Here is a 14,858-nt window from a genome sequence, read left to right on the forward strand (position 1 = left end):
AGGGCGGTCACGACACGTGTCCGCCTCATTACAGACCGGTGTAGTGGAGGCGACCCCTCCGGGCCAGTGCGTTCGTACGGCGAGCGAGCGGATCCGGACACTCGTCCCGGCCGGCCCGCCCGTCCCACGCGTAGCGCCGCGTCCCGCCACCGGTCTTCGGGGCGCGGGGCCGGCGGGTGGCCCCAAAGGGTGCCCCGCCCCAGGGCGGAGTAGTCCCACACTTTTGTGTAATGGTCCCATCGCGTTCCGTGCTGAAAAGCTGCTCCCGCAGATCCATGGAGTGATCGAAGGGGAAAACATGTCGGTCCAGGCGGGTTCCGAAACCGAGGCCCAGGCCCCCCAGCGGAGTCTCGGCACCTCGGCCGCGCGGAACTTGGCAACCACGACCAAGTCCGCGCCGCAGATGCAGGAGATCACCTCGCGGTGGCTCCTGAAGGCGCTCCCGTGGGTGGCCGTCCAGGGCGGCACGTACCGGGTCAACAGGCGTCTGAGCTACACGGTCGGTGACGGACGCGTGGAGTTCATCAAGACCGGCACGCAGGTCCAGGTCATCCCGGCCGAGCTCGGCGAGCTCCCCCTGCTGCGCACCTACGAGGACCTGGACGTGCTCACCGAGCTCGCCCAGCGCTGCCGGCAGGTCGACTTCGAGGCCGGCCAGGAGCTGACCTCCTTCGGCAGCTCCTCTGACCGCGTGTTCCTGCTCGCCCACGGCCGGATCGAGCAGATCGGGCCCGGCCCGTACGGAGAGGACGCCGTGCTGCGGACGGTTGCCGACGGCGCCTACTTCGGCGAGGACTCCCTCGTCGACGAGGAGGCGATCTGGGAGTACACCGCCCGCTCCGTCACCTCCGGCACCGCGCTCGTCCTGACCCGTCAGGACTTCCGGATCCTCGCCGACCGCGTCGACTCGCTGCGCGCGCACGTGGAGGGCGCTCGCTCGCTGCCTTCACAGCGCACCAACGCGTACGGCGAGGCCGCGATCGACCTCTCCGCCGGCCACCAGGGCGAGGCCGTCCTGCCCGGCACCTTCGTCGACTACGAGGCGAGGCCGCGCGAGTACGAACTCTCCCTTGCACAAACGGTCCTGCGCGTGCACACCCGTGTCGCCGACCTGTACAACCACCCGATGAACCAGACCGAGCAGCAGCTGCGGCTCACGGTCGAGGCGCTGCGCGAGCGCCAAGAGCACGAGATGGTCAACAACCGCGAGTTCGGCCTGCTCCACAACGCCGACTACGACCAGCGCATCCAGCCCCACGACGGGGTGCCCAGCCCCGACGACATGGACCAGCTGCTCAGCATGCGGCGCGGCTCCAAGCTGTTCCTCGCCCACCCGAAGGCCATCGCCGCCTTCGGCCGCGAGTGCAACAAGCGCGGCCTGTATCCGGAGGCGGTCGACGTGGGCGGACACCGGGTGCAGTCCTGGCGGGGCGTGCCGATCTTCCCGTGCAACAAGATCCCGATCAGCGACGCGCGTACGACGTCCATCCTCTGCATGCGCACCGGCGAGGAGGAGTCGGGCGTCATCGGTCTCCACCAGCCGGGCATTCCCGACGAGATCGAGCCGAGCACGTCGGTGCGCTTCATGGGCATCAGCGAGCAGGCGATCATCTCGTACCTGGTCACCGCCTACTTCTCCGCCGCGGTGCTGGTGCCGGACGCCCTCGGCGTCCTGGAGAACGTCGAGATCGCCCGCTGGCGCTGAAGTGATCACCACCGGTGAGGGGCAGGAAGCCGCGGTCCTGCTGGAACGGACAAGAGAAACGGTCAACCCGGAACTGCGCCGTACGGTCGAGGGGCTGCCCGGTGCGATGCGGCGCGTGGCGATGTACCACTTCGGCTGGGAGCTGGAGGACGGCACCCCGGCCGCCGGTCATACGGGCAAGGCCATCCGTCCCGCCCTCGTGCTCGCCGCGGCCCAGGCCCTGCAAGGCCCGCACACGGGCCCGGTGGAGGGCGCGGTGCGGGCGGCCGTGGCCGTGGAGCTGGCGCACAACTTCACGCTGCTGCACGACGATGTCGTCGACAAGGACGTACGGCGCCGGGGCCGGCCAACGGCCTGGACCGTCTTCGGGACACCGGACGCGGTCATCACCGGCGACGCCATGATGGCGCTCGCGCTGCGGCTGCTGGCGCAGGACCCGCATCCCGCCTCGGCGGCGGCCTCCTCGCGGCTGGCCGCCTGTGTCATCGAGCTGTGCGCGGGGCAGCAGGCCGACTGCGCCTTCGAGCAGCGGCCGTACGTCTCGCTCGACGAGTGCCTGGCCATGGCGATGGCCAAGACCGGTGCCCTGCTGGGCTGCGCGTGCGCACTGGGCGCCCTGTACGCGGGCGCCGGGCCCGAGGAGGTCGACGCCATGGACGCCTTCGGGCGCGAGGCGGGACTGGCCTTCCAGCTGATCGACGACCTGATCGGCATCTGGGGGGATCCCGGGCACACTGGCAAGCCCGCCGGGGCCGATCTGCTCGCCCGCAAGAAGTCCCTCCCGGTGGTGGCCGCCCTCACCTCCGGCACCCCGGCCGGGGAGGAACTGGCCGCCCTGTACGCGGGCCCCATGGCCGGGGGCGACGTACGCAAGGCGGCCGACGCGGTGGACCGGGCGGGCGGTCGCGACTGGGCGCAGGCCCATGCCGCGGACCGGATGGGCCGGGCGGTGCAGCAGCTGTCGCGGGCCGTGCCGGACCTCGCGGCGGCGGGCGGGCTGCTGGCGCTGGCGGAGTACGTCACCCGGCGCACCACGTGAGGCCCTGGGAGGGGCCCCGGCGGCCGTAGGAGGACAAGCGCGGTACGCAAGCCCTGTTCCGGCACCGCATGGTGCCGGAACAGGGCTTTCCGCTCTTGCGGGCCAACTCTAGGATCGCTCGCGGTAGTTGACACGTGAGCGAAGGGTGTGGCCAGTGGGACTGGAGATACGTCAGGCGCAGCAGTCGGACCGGGACGCGGTGGCGCGGCTGCTCGACGAGGCCTTCCGCACCGACCCCGTGAGCAGCTGGGTCTTCCCCGACCCGGAGCACCGGGCCGCCGTGCACGGCGCGTTCCTCGGCGTGTTCGTGGACGTGGCCCTGGAGGAGGGCCGGATCGACTACGCGGCCGACGGTTCGGCGGCAGCCCTCTGGCTGCGGATCCCGGCGGGCGAGCCGGAGGGCGAGGATGAGGTCCCGGCCCGGATGCGGGCGGTGGCCGACCCCGGCAACGAGCGGTGCGAGCTGGTCGGACGGCTGACGGGCGCCGTGCACCCGACGGCCGAGGAGCACGAGTACCTGCTGATGATCGCGGTGTCCCCGGACCGGCAGGGCCAGGGGCTGGGCACCGAGCTGATCGGGCCGGTGCTGGAGCGCTGCGACCGGGAGGGCGTGCCGGCGTACCTGGAGGCGAGCAGTGAACGCAGCAGGGCGCTGTACGAGCGGCTGGGCTGGGAGTTCACGGGGACCGCGGTGCAGCTGCCGGACGGGCCGCAGATGTGGCCGATGTGGCGCAAGCCGCGGGGGTAGCTCGGGAGTGAGGGGTCGCGCGACGGTTGCCGGACCACTTCGTATGAAGTACTTTGTGTGACGTACTCCGGGAGCCCGGGTGCCGTCGAACGGAAGAGACCCGCTTGCGCAAGCTCACGTACTTCATCGCCACGACGGTCGACGGGTTCATCGGAGCCCCGGACGGCGAGGCCGACTTCATCCACACCTTCCTCGACCCCGGGTTCATCGAGCACCTGAAGGCCGAATACCCCGAGACGGTTTCCGGCCAGGGCCGCGAGCAGCTGGGGATCGAGGACGCCGCGCCGAAGCGGTTCGACACGGTGCTCATGGGGCGGAGGACCTACGAGCCGGGCCTCAAGGCGGGCATGACCAGCCCCTACGGCCACATGCGCGAGCAGTACGTCGTCTCCCGCTCCCTCACGCAGGCGCCCGACCCCGAGGTGCAGCTGATCAGCGGGGACGTCGCGGCCAAGGTCCGCGAGCTCAAGGCCCGGGACGGGCTCGGCATCTGGCTGTGCGGCGGCGCCGACCTCGCGGGCCGGCTGGTCGACGAGATCGACGAGTACATCGTCAAGACGTACCCGGTCGTGGTGGGGACCGGCATGCCGATGTCCCGGGCCGGCTTCGGGGTGCGCCCACTGGAACTGACCGGCTGTGTGGCGCTCGGCGGAGGCCAGGTCATCACCTCGTACACCGTCAAGCGCTGACCCGCCGGAGACGCAAAACCGGCCTACCGTGGAGGTATGGCCGGTGAGCAGCAGCACGAGCACGAGCACGAGGCGGTCGCCCCGCAGGCCGGGCACGTGGAACACACGTGCCCGGCCTGCGGGCGCCCCGTCGAGACCGTCGTCCGGCGGCGCAAATCGCTCGGGATCTTCGTCCCTGAGTGGGCGCCGGGTCCCTGCCGGAACCCGGACTGCCCGCGGTACATTCCCCTGGTGGCCGGCTAGCCCTTCGTGCCCAGGCCGGAGGCGGCGAGGCCGTTCGCCCACAGCTGGTTCACGCGCGCCCGCTCGGTGCTGTTCGGGTAGGCGTTCTGGCAGGAGGTGCCCGGGCCGCCGCCCGACATCAGCTCGGAGCAGGGGCCCGAGTAGTGGTCGGGCAGGCCGAGCACGTGCCCGGTCTCGTGCGCGGTCACCCGGGTGGAGTTGTACTGCTGGTTCTGCTGGTAGTCGAGGAAGATGTAGCCGCGGCCGTGCCCGTCGGTGCTCGCGTACGAACCGCGCGAGTCACTGCCTTCGTAGTACGCGAAGTTCCCGCCGGAGGAGACCTCCTGCAGCTTCACGTTGGACACCGAGCTGTTCCATATCTGCGTGGAGCGCGATATCTGGCTGCGGAAGCTGGGTGCGTTGCGGGTGTTGTACGTGACGGTCACGGCCAGGAGCCCGGGGTTCGCGGCGCGCTGCTCGGCGACCGAGCGCTGCACGGCCTCGAAGAAGGCGCGGTTCGCGTCCTGGTTCTCCTGGGAGCGCTCGTAGGCGGCGTACGTCGCGGGGCTGCCGGTGGGGGCGGCGGCGCTCGCGGCGGGCACGACACCGCCGAGGGCGGCGGCGAGCCCGAGGCCGATGGCGGTGGCGAACATGGCCTTGCGGGAGGTTCGGGGCATGCCGGAGGGGCGCATGTGGGGTGCTCCTACTCGTCCGGTGTGGGGGGTGGGTCGTTCCGGTACCGGAGTCTGCGGGAGCGGGAGCGGCCGGCGGATGATGTCAGCCATCGATAGCGCCGCACTATCGGGAGGATTTCAGGCGGCAACTTCCCTGAAATTGGCGTGATTCGATGGGGTGTCAGTGGCTGGTGCGCTCGGCGGGGGCCGCCCTACCCTCTGGGCATGGAGCTTGAGGTCAGGCACTTGCGCGCCCTGTGCGCCATCGCCGACGCCGGCAGCCTGCACAAGGCGGCGCGGCAGCTCGGCGTGAGCCAGCCCTCCCTGACGACCCAGCTCCAGCGGATCGAACGGGCCCTGGACGGCGAACTGTTCCTGCGCGAGCGCACCGGCTGCCGTCCCACCCCCTTCGGCCGTACCGTACTCGGCCGCGCCCGGCCCCTGCTCGACGAGATGGCCGCCCTCGTCGCCGAGGCCAGGGCGCTGGCCCGCGGGCCGCGGCTGCGCATCGGCTCGACGGCCAGCCGCGCGCTGCCCGGCTGGCTGCGCAGGCTGCACCGGCGGCTGCCGGACACGGAGACCTCGCTGGTGGTGGACGTCTCGCCCAACGCGCTGCTCAGGATGGTGGCTTCGGGGCAGCTGGACGTGGCGTTCGTGCACGAGGTCGAGGGCAGCCCGCTGCGGGTGCCGGCGGGTCTGGAGCTGCGGGTGCTGATGGAGCGTGAGCCGCAGTTCGTGTCGATGTCCCTGGACCATCCGGCGGCGCGGCGGTCCGTGGTCGATTTACGGGACCTCGCGGCCGACCGGTGGACGGTGGACCCTTCGGTGGACGGCGAATGGGACGGGCTGCGGCGGGTGTTCGCCCGGGCCGGTCTGGATCCGCCGGTGCTGCACGCCGATTACCACACGGCGGCTTCCCTGATCCTCTCCGGTGAGGCGGTCGCCCCCTGCCAGCCCACCTCGGGGCCGCGGGAGGGCATGGCGATCCGGCCGCTCTCGGGCGACCCGCTGGCCGTACGGCTGCTGCTGGCCACGCGGCCGGGTGCGCACGCCGAGGTGTACGAGGACCTGCGGGCGGCCTACCGCGAAGCCGCCCTGCGCACGCCGCCGTACCGGGCGTGGCTGCACCACCATGCGAGTCCGCTGCTGGCGGCGTAGCCGCGCCCGGGGGCGGGGGCCTTCTAGGGGCGGACGTAGGGCCGGGTCATGACCTCAAGGTTGTGGCCGTCCGGGTCGGCGAAGTAGGCGCCGCGGCCGCCGAACAGCCTGTTGATCCGGCCGGGCTCGGTGTGGGCGGGGTCGGCGTAGTAGGTGACCCCGACCGCTTCCAGGCGGGCGATCACCTCGTCGAACCGCTCCTCGGCGACGAGGAAGGCGTAGTGCTGCGACTGGATCGGCTCGTCGCGCTTCTCGTAGTAGTCGAGGGTCACCCCGTTGCCGAGGTCGACGGGCAGGAACGGCCCGAAGGGCGCGCCCACCTCCAGCCCCATGACCACGGCCAGGAACTCGGCCGACAGCCGCCGGTCCCTGGCGTAGACGGCGGTGTGGTCCAGGCGGACGGGCGGCTGCGGGTACTGCTGTGCGTCGTGCATGAGTGGGTGTGTGTCTCCGGGTCTCGGATGCGCTGGAACGGCGCCGCTGGAGGGCGCCGGAGGGCAGGAGGACTCGGAAAGGCGGCGGGGCTCTGGCCCGCCCCGCGCTCACGCCGAGGCCGGGAACCCCACTCGTGCATGGCCCAAGGCCGACCCGGCAGTCACCCGCCCGACTGTAGTGATCATTTCGGCGCGGGGCAACGCCGTTCCGGGCCGCTCGGCCTCCCGGCCCTTGACTTCGACCATCCGCGATATATCGTGTTCTTCGAGAGACGCGATATGTTGCGCGAGTCCGTACGCCCAGGAGGGCCCCCATGGCAGAGCAGAAGACGTGGTCCGTCGCCGCACCGCAGAAGCTCACCTTCGACGAGCCGGTGACCGAGGTCCGCGTCCGCGTGGTCGCCGGCACGGTCAACGTGGTCGCCGACGAGGGCCCGGCCCGGCTGGAGGTGGCCGAGGTCGACGGACCGCCCCTCTACGTCGTGCAGGAAGGCGGCACGCTCACCGTCTCCTACGAGGACCTGCCCTGGAACGGCTCGCAGGGCTTCAAGAAGTGGTTCGAGGGCAAGCCGTGGAAGGCCTGGACCGGTTCCGGCTCCGGCCGCAAGGCCTGGGAGCGCAGCGTCACCGTCACGCTCACCGTCCCCGCCGCCACCCGCGTGCAGCTGGCCGCCGTCAGCGCCGCCGCCGTGGTCTCCGGGATCGCGGGCGGCACCGAGCTGAACGGGGTCTCGGGGGACGCCACGCTGGTCGGGCTGTCGGGCAGCGTCAAGGCGCACACCGTCTCGGGCAGTGTCGAGGCCCAGTCCGTCACCGGCGAGCTCGCGTTCCACTCCGTCTCCGGCGGCCTGACGGTCGTCGACGGCTCGGGCGTGAGCGTACGGGCCGACTCGGTCAGCGGGGACATGCTCATCGACCTCGATGCCGACCCGGCGGCCCCCCGCCCCGTGGACATGACCCTGAACTCCGTGTCCGGTCAGGTCGCCATCCGGCTTCCGCACCCGGCGGACGCGCGGGTCGAGGCCAACACCGCCACCGGCGGGCTCTCCAACGCCTTCGAGGACCTGCGGGTCTCCGGCCAGCTGGGCACCAAGCGGATCACCGGCACCCTGGGCTCCGGCACCGGGACCCTGCGGGCCACCACCGTCTCGGGCGCCATCGCCCTGCTGCGCCGCCCCGCCGCCGACGCCCCGGCCGCGCCCCTCGTGCTCGACAAGAAGGTGCTCTGACATGCCGCCCGTCTTCGCCCACGGACGCCTGCGCCTGTACCTGCTCAAGCTGCTGGACGAGGCCCCGCGGCACGGGTACGAGGTCATCCGCCTGCTGGAGGAGCGCTTCCAGGGCCTGTACGCGCCCTCGGCGGGCACCGTCTACCCGCGGCTGGCCAAGCTGGAGGCCGAGGGGCTGGTCACGCACGCCACCGAAGGCGGCCGCAAGGTGTACTCCATCACCGACGCCGGCCGCGCCGAACTGGCCGACCGGGGCGGGGAGCTGGCCGCCCTGGAACTGGAGATCCGCGACTCCGTCTCGGAGCTGGCCGCCGAGATCCGCGACGACGTACGCGGCGCCGCGGGGGCCCTGCGGCGCGAGATCCGGGCCGCCGCCGACGCGACCGCGACCCCGGTCGAGGACGCGTCCTGGGCGGCGGCCAAGGAGGAGCTGCGCCGGGCCAAGCAGGAGTGGAAGGAACAGGCGCGCCGGGCGAAGGACGAGAGCCGCCGGGCCCGCGAGGAGGCCCAGCAGGCCCGCCGCCAGGCCAAGGAGGCGCAGGAGCGGGCCCGCGAGGAGATCATCCGGATCGCGGGGCAGCTCCAGGAGCAGTTCGCCACGTCGGGCGGGGTCCTGGGCAACCTGGCCGGCAGCTGGCTGGCCGGCACCACCCCGGCGGCCCCCGCGGCCCGGCCCGCCGGGGCGGAGACCGAGGCGAAGGCCGGAGCCCGGGCCGAGGCCGGAGCCGAGGCGGGCGCCGGCTGGGCCGAGGACCTCGTCCCGAGTGGTGACGCCGCACGTGACCTGGACCGGCTGCTGGACCGCTTCCGCGACGACGTGCGCGATGCGGCCCGCGACCACGGCATCACCGCCGCCCAGCTGGCGCAGGCGCGCGCCCACCTGGCGGCGGCGGCAGCCCACCTCCGGGGCACCCTGACCTGCGCCCGCTGAGGCCGGTCCCGGACGGCCCGCACGAGGGCCGCACGCGCCCGCACGGGGGCCCGCGTCCCCGCACGGGCGCGCGGGCCCCGGCGGGTCAGGGCTTCAGGACGATCTTGCCGAAGAGGTCCCCGGCCGCCAGCTTCTCGAAGCCCTCCCGGGCCCGGTCGAGCGGGAGCACCTCGTCGATCACCGGCCGCAGCCCGGTCGCGGCGCAGAAGGCCAGCAGGTCCTCCAGCTCGTCCTTGGACCCCATCGTGGAGCCGACGACCTTCAGTTCCAGGAAGAAGATCCGGGTCAGCTCCGCGTGCGCCGGGCGGTCCCCGCTGGTCGCGCCCGAGATGACCAGGGTGCCGCCGGGCCGCAGGGACTTGACGGAATGCGACCAGGTGGCCGCGCCGACCGTCTCGATCACCGCGTCCACCCGCTGCGGCAGCCGCGCGCCCGGCTCGTACGCCTCCACGGCGCCCAGCTCCACGGCCCGCTTGCGCTTGGCCTCGTCCCGGCTGGTGGCGAAGACCCGCAGGCCCGCCGCCTTGCCGAGGGCGATCGCGGCGGTGGCGACGCCGCCGCCCGCGCCCTGGACGAGCACCGAGTCGCCGGGGCGCACGCCCGCGTTCGTGAAGAGCATCCGGTAGGCCGTCAGCCAGGCCGTCGGCAGGCAGGCGGCCTCCTCGAAGGACAGCTCGGCGGGCTTGCGCAGGACGTTCCAGGCGGGGACGGTGACCTGCTCGGCGAAGGTGCCCTGGTAGCGCTCGGTCAGGATGGAGCGCGGCTCGTCCGGGCCGACCCCGTGGCCGCTCTGGCCGATCACGGAGTGCAGGACGACCTCGTTGCCGTCCTGGTCGACGCCTGCGGCGTCGCAGCCGAGGATCATGGGGAGTTTGTCCTCGCCGAGGCCCACCCCGCGCAGCGACCACAGGTCGTGGTGGTTGAGCGAGGCGGCCTTGACGTTCACGGTCACCCAGCCGGGGCGCGCCTCGGGGGCCGGGCGCTCGCCCAGCTCAAGGCCGCTCAGCGGCTGGTCACGGTCGATTCGGGCGGCGTAGGCAGCGAACATGCCGCCAGACGCTACCGCCCGGTAGGGGCCGGGGCCAGGCCCGTCGGGGTGCTGCCGGTGAGGCGTTCGTCGCACGCGCCCGGCGGGAGCCCGGGGAGGGCCGCGTACGGGCAGAACCACCGGGGCGGGAACCGGACAGGGGTGAACTGGCGTCCAGAGTGGGCCTCCGAAAGCCTGAACGGAACTGTCCGTTGCCCTCCCAACTACCGTCCGTACGTGCAGTCTTGTGCTGTCGCCGCAGGGAAGCGGAATGCGCGGATCAGGGCTCGGGGGACGGTAATATTCAAGCCGCGCGGGCGGCTGATCATGAGCCTGTCATCTGGACCGCGCGCTCCTTCCGTGCACCCGTGATTCCTTCGACGTGCCCTGCAAGGAAAGTCCGCGGCGCGGCGACCCCTCCCGGTTCGGGGGCCAGGAGGGTGCGCCGGCTGCGATGCAAAAGGCAGAGGCCCGGCCGGAGTATCCGGCCGGGCCTTCTGGTGCGTGCGCTGCGGGTCAGACGAGGCGGGCCACGCCGTCGGCCTTCGCCGCCGCGGCCACCGCGGTCGCGACGGCCTCGGCCACGCGCTCGTCGAAGGGCGACGGGATCACGTAGTCGGCGGCGAGCTCGTCACCCACGACACCGGCGATGGCGTCGGCGGCGGCGATCTTCATGCCCTCGGTGATCCGGCTGGCGCGGACCTTCAGGGCACCGGCGAAGATGCCGGGGAAGGCGAGCACGTTGTTGATCTGGTTCGGGAAGTCCGAACGGCCCGTGGCCACGACCGCCGCGTACTTGTGCGCGACGTCGGGGTGGACCTCCGGGTTCGGGTTGGCCATGGCGAAGACGAAGGCGTTCTGCGCCATCGAGGCCACCGCCTCCTCCGGCACCGTGCCGCCGGAGACACCGATGAAGACGTCGGCGCCGGCCAGCGCGCTCTCCAGGGAGCCGGTGAGGCCGGTCTTGTTCGTCAGGCCCGCGATCTCGGCCTTGACGTCCGTCAGGTCCTCGCGGTCGGCCGAGACGACGCCCTTGCGGTCGGTGACACAGACGTCGCCGATGCCCGCGTCCACGAGGATCTTGGCGATGGCGATGCCCGCCGCGCCGGCACCCGAGATCACGGCGCGCAGGTCGCCGAGCGTGCGCCCGGTCAGCTTCGCGGCGTTGCGCAGGGCGGCCAGCGTCACGATGGCGGTGCCGTGCTGGTCGTCGTGGAAGATCGGGATGTCCAGCTGCTCCTGCAGCCGGCGCTCGATCTCGAAGCAGCGGGGCGCGGAGATGTCCTCCAGGTTCACCCCGCCGAAGGACGGCGCGAGACGGACGACGGTCTCGATGATCTCGTCCGTGTCCTTGGTGGCGAGCGCGATCGGAACCGCGTCCACGCCGCCGAACTGCTTGAAGAGGATGGCCTTGCCCTCCATCACGGGGAGGGAGGCCTCGGGTCCGATGTCACCGAGTCCGAGCACGGCCGTACCGTCGGTGACGACGGCGACCACGTTGGACTTCCAGGTGTACTCGTTGACCAGTTCGGGCTGCTCCGCAATGGCGCTGCAGACCTTCGCCACACCGGGCGTGTACGCGAGGGACAGGTCATCCTTGTTCTGGACCGGCACCGTGGCCTCGATGGCCATCTTGCCGCCCCTGTGCAGCGCGAACACCGCGTCCGGGTTGTTGTCCGTCGCGCTGTCGCTGCGAGGATTGACGATCTCCGCTGCCACTTTCTTGGCCCCTTAGGTCTTTGAATCGTTGAGGGTGGCCACTCCTGGTTAAGGGGTGGGCGGGCACCGCGTCCGTACTCCGCATCGACGGTTGGCCCGTCTCCGCGAAGGGGAGGTTCGTACGCGCGGGCGCGCCGCACGCGCGCCCTGAGCCCCGGATGAGGGGTGTAAGGATCCGTTGTACCGGATGAACGCTCACCCAGACGAGTCGATTCCTGCTCGACTGTAAGCCCCTTGTCCCGTTTTCGGCGAAAGGTCCAAACAGCTCTGTCCAACAGGCGAGACGGACCGCAAATAGTCCGTCAAAAGGGCCTGGTCACGCGGGTTCCTGCGGTCATCGGGCCCGCTGTCCGCAGGGCTGTTGGGTACCCCCGCCCACCCGTTATCCGATTTTGACCTGACGAACTGCCTGAATGCGTCAGTCCGAATGGCAAGATGCCGTAATCACACGAGGTCGCGACACTCGAAGGTGCGTGCCCGACCGCTCTCGGATGCTTTCCCCAGCCACCCGGAGGAACCAGCTCATGACCGCTAGCACCACTCGTCGTACGACCGCCGCCCGGTCCCGGATCGCCGCGGTCGGCGCGATCGCGGTCGCCGGCGCCCTGATCCTCACCGGCTGTGGTGACCAGACGGACAAGGGCTCCACGTCCACCCCGACGGCGGGTGCGGCCTCCAAGGACACCTCCGCCCCGCTCTTCTCGGCACTGCCGAAGAAGATCCAGGACGCCGGTGTCATCAAGGTGGGTACGGACTCCGCGTACGCCCCGATGGAATTCGTCGAGAACGGCAAGATCGTCGGTGTCGACCCCGACATCGCCGAGGCCCTCGGCAAGCAGCTCGGTGTGAAGTTCCAGTTCACCGCGGGCACCTTCGACGGCCTGATCACCTCGATCTACTCGGGCCGCCAGGACGCGATCATGTCGTCGATCACCGACAACAAGAAGCGCCAGGAAGGCCTCGACGACAAGGGCCAGAAGATCGGCAAGGGCGTCGACTTCGTCGACTACTTCTCCTCCGGCCTCTCCCTCCTCGTGAAGAAGGGGAACCCCGAGGGCATCAAGTCCATGGACGACCTCTGCGGCAAGACCGTCGCCGTCCAGCGCGGCACGATCTACGAGGACACCTTCAAGGCCCAGGCCGAGAAGTGCGGCGACAAGAAGCTCACGATCCAGGCCTTCGACACCGACGCCGAGGCGCAGACCCGCGTCAAGGCCGGCGGCGCCGTCGCCGACCTGAACGACTACCCGGTCGCCGCCTACACGGTGAAGACCTCGGGCGGCGGCAACGACTTCGAGATCGCCGGCCAGCAGAGCGACGTCGGCCTCTTCGGCATCGGCGTGAGCAAGGACAACACCCAGCTCCGCGACGCCCTGAAGCAGGCGCTCGACGCCATCATCAAGGACGGCTCCTACGCCAAGGCGCTGGAGAAGTGGAACGTCCAGGACAGTGCCGTGAAGGAAGCCACGGTCAACGCCGGCCAGTGATCCCCCACGCACCATCGAGTTCCACTGAAGGGCAGTCATTGTGACTGACAAGATCGACAAGGGTCCGGCCGCAACCCCGCCGGCCGGACCCGGCGCCTCGGGCACCCCGTACGAGGCCATCAAGGCAATCCCGGTCCGGCACTACGGTCGCTGGATCAGCGGCGTGGTCGTGGTCGCGCTGCTCGGCTGGCTCGTCTACGCCTTCTCCCAGGGCAACGTGATCTGGGCGACGGTCGGCGACAAGCTGTTCGACCCCGCGATCATGAGCGGTCTCGGCAACACCGTGATCATCAGCGTTTCCGCGATGGCGCTGGGCCTCGTGCTCGGCATCCTCTTCGCGGTGATGCGCCTCTCCAAGAACCCGGTGACGAACTCCGTCGCCTGGCTCTACATCTGGTTCTTCCGCGGCACCCCGGTGTACGTCCAGCTGCTGGTGTGGTTCAACCTGTCGCTGATCTTCCAGTACATCAACCTCGGTCCGATCTACAAGAACGAGACCGTCGACGTCATGACCCCGTTCATGGTGGCCCTGCTGGGCCTCGGCCTGAACGAGGGCGCGTACATGGCGGAGATCGTCCGGGCCGGCATCCAGTCCGTCGACGAGGGCCAGACCGAGGCGGCCCACGCCCTCGGCATGCCGCAGACGAAGACCATGGCCCGGGTGGTGCTGCCGCAGGCGATGCGCGTGATCATCCCGCCGACCGGCAACGAGTTCATCAACATGCTGAAGACCTCGTCCCTGGTCTCGGCGGTGCAGTACACCGAACTCCTGCGGGCCTCCTCGAACATCGGCAACACGGCCGGTGCCATCATGGAGATGCTGTTCGTGGCCTCCGTCTGGTACCTGGCCCTGACCAGTGTGTTCAGCGTCGGCCAGTACTACCTGGAGCGCCGCTTCGCCCGTGGTTCCACGCGGAACCTGCCGCCGACGCCGTTCCAGCGCCTGCGTGCCAACCTGAACATGTTCCGCCGTACGGAGGTCGCGCGATGACCGCCCAGCCGATGGTCAAGGCAGAAGGCGTCCACAAGTCGTACGGCGCCGCCCACATCCTCCGGGGCATCGACCTCGAAGTCGCCCCCCGGGAGGTGTTCTGCCTGGTCGGCCCGTCCGGCTCCGGCAAGTCCACCTTCCTGCGGTGCATCAACCACCTGGAGCGCATCAACTCCGGACGGCTCTCGGTGGACGGCCAGCTGGTCGGGTACAAGCAGAAGGGCGACAAGCTCTACGAGCTGAAGGACAGCGAGGTCGCGGCCCAGCGCCGCGAGATCGGCATGGTCTTCCAGCGCTTCAACCTGTTCCCGCACATGACGGCCATAGAGAACGTCATGGAGGCCCCCGTCCAGGTCAAGGGCGAGAGCAAGGCGGTGGCGCGGGCGCGCGCCGTCAAGCTGCTCGACCGCGTCGGCCTCGGCGACAAGGGCGGGAACTACCCCTCGCAGCTCTCCGGCGGCCAGCAGCAGCGGGTGGCCATCGCCCGCGCGCTCGCCATGGAGCCCAAGCTGATGCTCTTCGACGAGCCCACCTCGGCGCTCGACCCGGAGCTCGTCGGCGACGTCCTCGACGTCATGCGGGACCTGGCCGAGTCGGGCATGACCATGATCGTGGTGACCCACGAGATGGGCTTCGCCCGCGAGGTCGGCGACAACCTCGTCTTCATGGACGGCGGCGTCGTGGTCGAATCCGGCCACCCGCGCGAGGTCCTCGGCAACCCGCAGCACGACCGGACGAAGGCGTTCCTGTCGAAGGTGCTGTAGCGGCGGCCGTGCACCAGCACACCGCAACGCGCTGAGACGCG

15 protein-coding genes are annotated in these 14,858 nt (G+C 71.0%); 11 read left to right on the forward strand and 4 right to left on the reverse strand.

Annotated elements, in window-relative coordinates:
• Positions 1-298 precede the first annotated feature (298 nt).
• The 5 genes from ABZ128_RS20015 to ABZ128_RS20035 all read left to right on the forward strand — a co-directional run bounded on the left by ABZ128_RS20015 (position 299) and on the right by ABZ128_RS20035 (position 4,424).
• Positions 299-1,705, forward strand: coding sequence for a family 2B encapsulin nanocompartment shell protein (locus tag ABZ128_RS20015; protein WP_356849910.1), 1,407 nt, complete (start codon positions 299-301; stop codon positions 1,703-1,705).
• Between the two features lies 1 nt (position 1,706).
• Complete coding sequence (locus ABZ128_RS20020; RefSeq protein ID WP_356849912.1) at positions 1,707-2,744, forward strand: family 2 encapsulin nanocompartment cargo protein polyprenyl transferase; 1,038 nt, start codon at positions 1,707-1,709, stop codon at positions 2,742-2,744.
• A 154-nt stretch (positions 2,745-2,898) separates the two neighbouring features.
• Positions 2,899-3,492, forward strand: a complete 594-nt coding sequence (locus tag ABZ128_RS20025; protein ID WP_356849913.1) for a GNAT family N-acetyltransferase — start codon at positions 2,899-2,901, stop codon at positions 3,490-3,492.
• A gap of 104 nt (positions 3,493-3,596) precedes the next feature.
• Positions 3,597-4,181: a dihydrofolate reductase family protein gene (locus ABZ128_RS20030; protein WP_356849915.1), complete on the forward strand. Its 585-nt coding sequence runs from the start codon at positions 3,597-3,599 to the stop codon at positions 4,179-4,181.
• A gap of 36 nt (positions 4,182-4,217) precedes the next feature.
• Positions 4,218-4,424, forward strand: a complete 207-nt coding sequence (locus ABZ128_RS20035; RefSeq protein WP_356849916.1) for a hypothetical protein — start codon at positions 4,218-4,220, stop codon at positions 4,422-4,424.
• On the opposite strand, the gene snpA is transcribed toward ABZ128_RS20035, so the two are convergent.
• Positions 4,421-5,056, reverse strand: coding sequence for a snapalysin (snpA, locus tag ABZ128_RS20040; RefSeq protein ID WP_356849964.1), 636 nt, complete (start codon positions 5,054-5,056; stop codon positions 4,421-4,423). The genes ABZ128_RS20035 and snpA overlap by 4 nt on opposite strands.
• Positions 5,057-5,302: 246 nt before the next feature.
• Here snpA and ABZ128_RS20045 point away from each other — a divergent pair, with 246 nt between their 5' ends.
• Positions 5,303-6,235 (forward strand): LysR family transcriptional regulator, encoded by a 933-nt coding sequence (locus tag ABZ128_RS20045; protein ID WP_356849917.1) that lies wholly within the window; start codon positions 5,303-5,305, stop codon positions 6,233-6,235.
• Between the two features lie 23 nt (positions 6,236-6,258).
• On the opposite strand, the gene ABZ128_RS20050 is transcribed toward ABZ128_RS20045, so the two are convergent.
• Positions 6,259-6,669 (reverse strand): VOC family protein, encoded by a 411-nt coding sequence (locus ABZ128_RS20050; RefSeq protein ID WP_356849919.1) that lies wholly within the window; start codon positions 6,667-6,669, stop codon positions 6,259-6,261.
• A gap of 314 nt (positions 6,670-6,983) precedes the next feature.
• Here ABZ128_RS20050 and ABZ128_RS20055 point away from each other — a divergent pair, with 314 nt between their 5' ends.
• Both ABZ128_RS20055 and ABZ128_RS20060 read left to right on the forward strand, forming a co-directional pair.
• Positions 6,984-7,898: a DUF4097 family beta strand repeat-containing protein gene (locus tag ABZ128_RS20055; RefSeq protein ID WP_356849920.1), complete on the forward strand. Its 915-nt coding sequence runs from the start codon at positions 6,984-6,986 to the stop codon at positions 7,896-7,898.
• A gap of 1 nt (position 7,899) precedes the next feature.
• The gene (locus ABZ128_RS20060; RefSeq protein WP_356849922.1) at positions 7,900-8,829 is read left to right on the forward strand and encodes a helix-turn-helix transcriptional regulator; all 930 of its coding nucleotides are present in this window, start codon (positions 7,900-7,902) and stop codon (positions 8,827-8,829) included.
• An 85-nt stretch (positions 8,830-8,914) separates the two neighbouring features.
• Here the strand turns inward: ABZ128_RS20060 and ABZ128_RS20065 are convergent, their stop codons facing one another.
• Entirely contained in the window at positions 8,915-9,877 is a 963-nt protein-coding gene (locus ABZ128_RS20065) for a zinc-binding dehydrogenase (protein WP_356849924.1), read from the reverse strand.
• Positions 9,878-10,372: 495 nt separating this feature from the next.
• The gene (locus ABZ128_RS20070; RefSeq protein ID WP_356849965.1) at positions 10,373-11,563 is read right to left on the reverse strand and encodes an NADP-dependent malic enzyme; all 1,191 of its coding nucleotides are present in this window, start codon (positions 11,561-11,563) and stop codon (positions 10,373-10,375) included.
• Positions 11,564-12,099: 536 nt separating this feature from the next.
• On the opposite strand from ABZ128_RS20070, the gene ABZ128_RS20075 reads away from it, so the two are divergent.
• The 3 genes from ABZ128_RS20075 to ABZ128_RS20085 are packed head-to-tail and all read left to right on the forward strand — an operon-like array spanning position 12,100 to position 14,817.
• Positions 12,100-13,062 (forward strand): ABC transporter substrate-binding protein, encoded by a 963-nt coding sequence (locus ABZ128_RS20075; protein ID WP_356849925.1) that lies wholly within the window; start codon positions 12,100-12,102, stop codon positions 13,060-13,062.
• A 40-nt stretch (positions 13,063-13,102) separates the two neighbouring features.
• Positions 13,103-14,053, forward strand: coding sequence for an amino acid ABC transporter permease (locus tag ABZ128_RS20080; protein WP_356849926.1), 951 nt, complete (start codon positions 13,103-13,105; stop codon positions 14,051-14,053).
• Complete coding sequence (locus ABZ128_RS20085) at positions 14,050-14,817, forward strand: amino acid ABC transporter ATP-binding protein (RefSeq protein WP_356849927.1); 768 nt, start codon at positions 14,050-14,052, stop codon at positions 14,815-14,817. The genes ABZ128_RS20080 and ABZ128_RS20085 overlap by 4 nt, the downstream gene beginning before the upstream one ends.
• The last annotated feature ends 41 nt before the right edge of the window (positions 14,818-14,858 follow it).

Source organism: Streptomyces sp. NPDC006326, assembly GCF_040612915.1.
GTDB lineage: Bacteria > Actinomycetota > Actinomycetes > Streptomycetales > Streptomycetaceae > Streptomyces.

Excerpts from the sequence above, each read along its gene's own strand:
- ABZ128_RS20055 (WP_356849920.1), top strand. The coding sequence starts at position 6,984 with ATGGCAGAGCAGAAGACGTGGTCCGTCGCCGCACCGCAGAAGCTCACC.
- ABZ128_RS20075 (WP_356849925.1), top strand. The coding sequence starts at position 12,100 with ATGACCGCTAGCACCACTCGTCGTACGACCGCCGCCCGGTCCCGGATC.
- ABZ128_RS20085 (WP_356849927.1), top strand. The coding sequence starts at position 14,050 with ATGACCGCCCAGCCGATGGTCAAGGCAGAAGGCGTCCACAAGTCGTAC.
- ABZ128_RS20045 (WP_356849917.1), top strand. The coding sequence starts at position 5,303 with ATGGAGCTTGAGGTCAGGCACTTGCGCGCCCTGTGCGCCATCGCCGAC.
- ABZ128_RS20065 (WP_356849924.1), bottom strand. The coding sequence starts at position 9,877 with ATGTTCGCTGCCTACGCCGCCCGAATCGACCGTGACCAGCCGCTGAGC.
- snpA (WP_356849964.1), bottom strand. The coding sequence starts at position 5,056 with ATGTTCGCCACCGCCATCGGCCTCGGGCTCGCCGCCGCCCTCGGCGGT.
- ABZ128_RS20060 (WP_356849922.1), top strand. The coding sequence starts at position 7,900 with ATGCCGCCCGTCTTCGCCCACGGACGCCTGCGCCTGTACCTGCTCAAG.
- ABZ128_RS20035 (WP_356849916.1), top strand. The coding sequence starts at position 4,218 with ATGGCCGGTGAGCAGCAGCACGAGCACGAGCACGAGGCGGTCGCCCCG.
- ABZ128_RS20050 (WP_356849919.1), bottom strand. The coding sequence starts at position 6,669 with ATGCACGACGCACAGCAGTACCCGCAGCCGCCCGTCCGCCTGGACCAC.
- ABZ128_RS20015 (WP_356849910.1), top strand. The coding sequence starts at position 299 with ATGTCGGTCCAGGCGGGTTCCGAAACCGAGGCCCAGGCCCCCCAGCGG.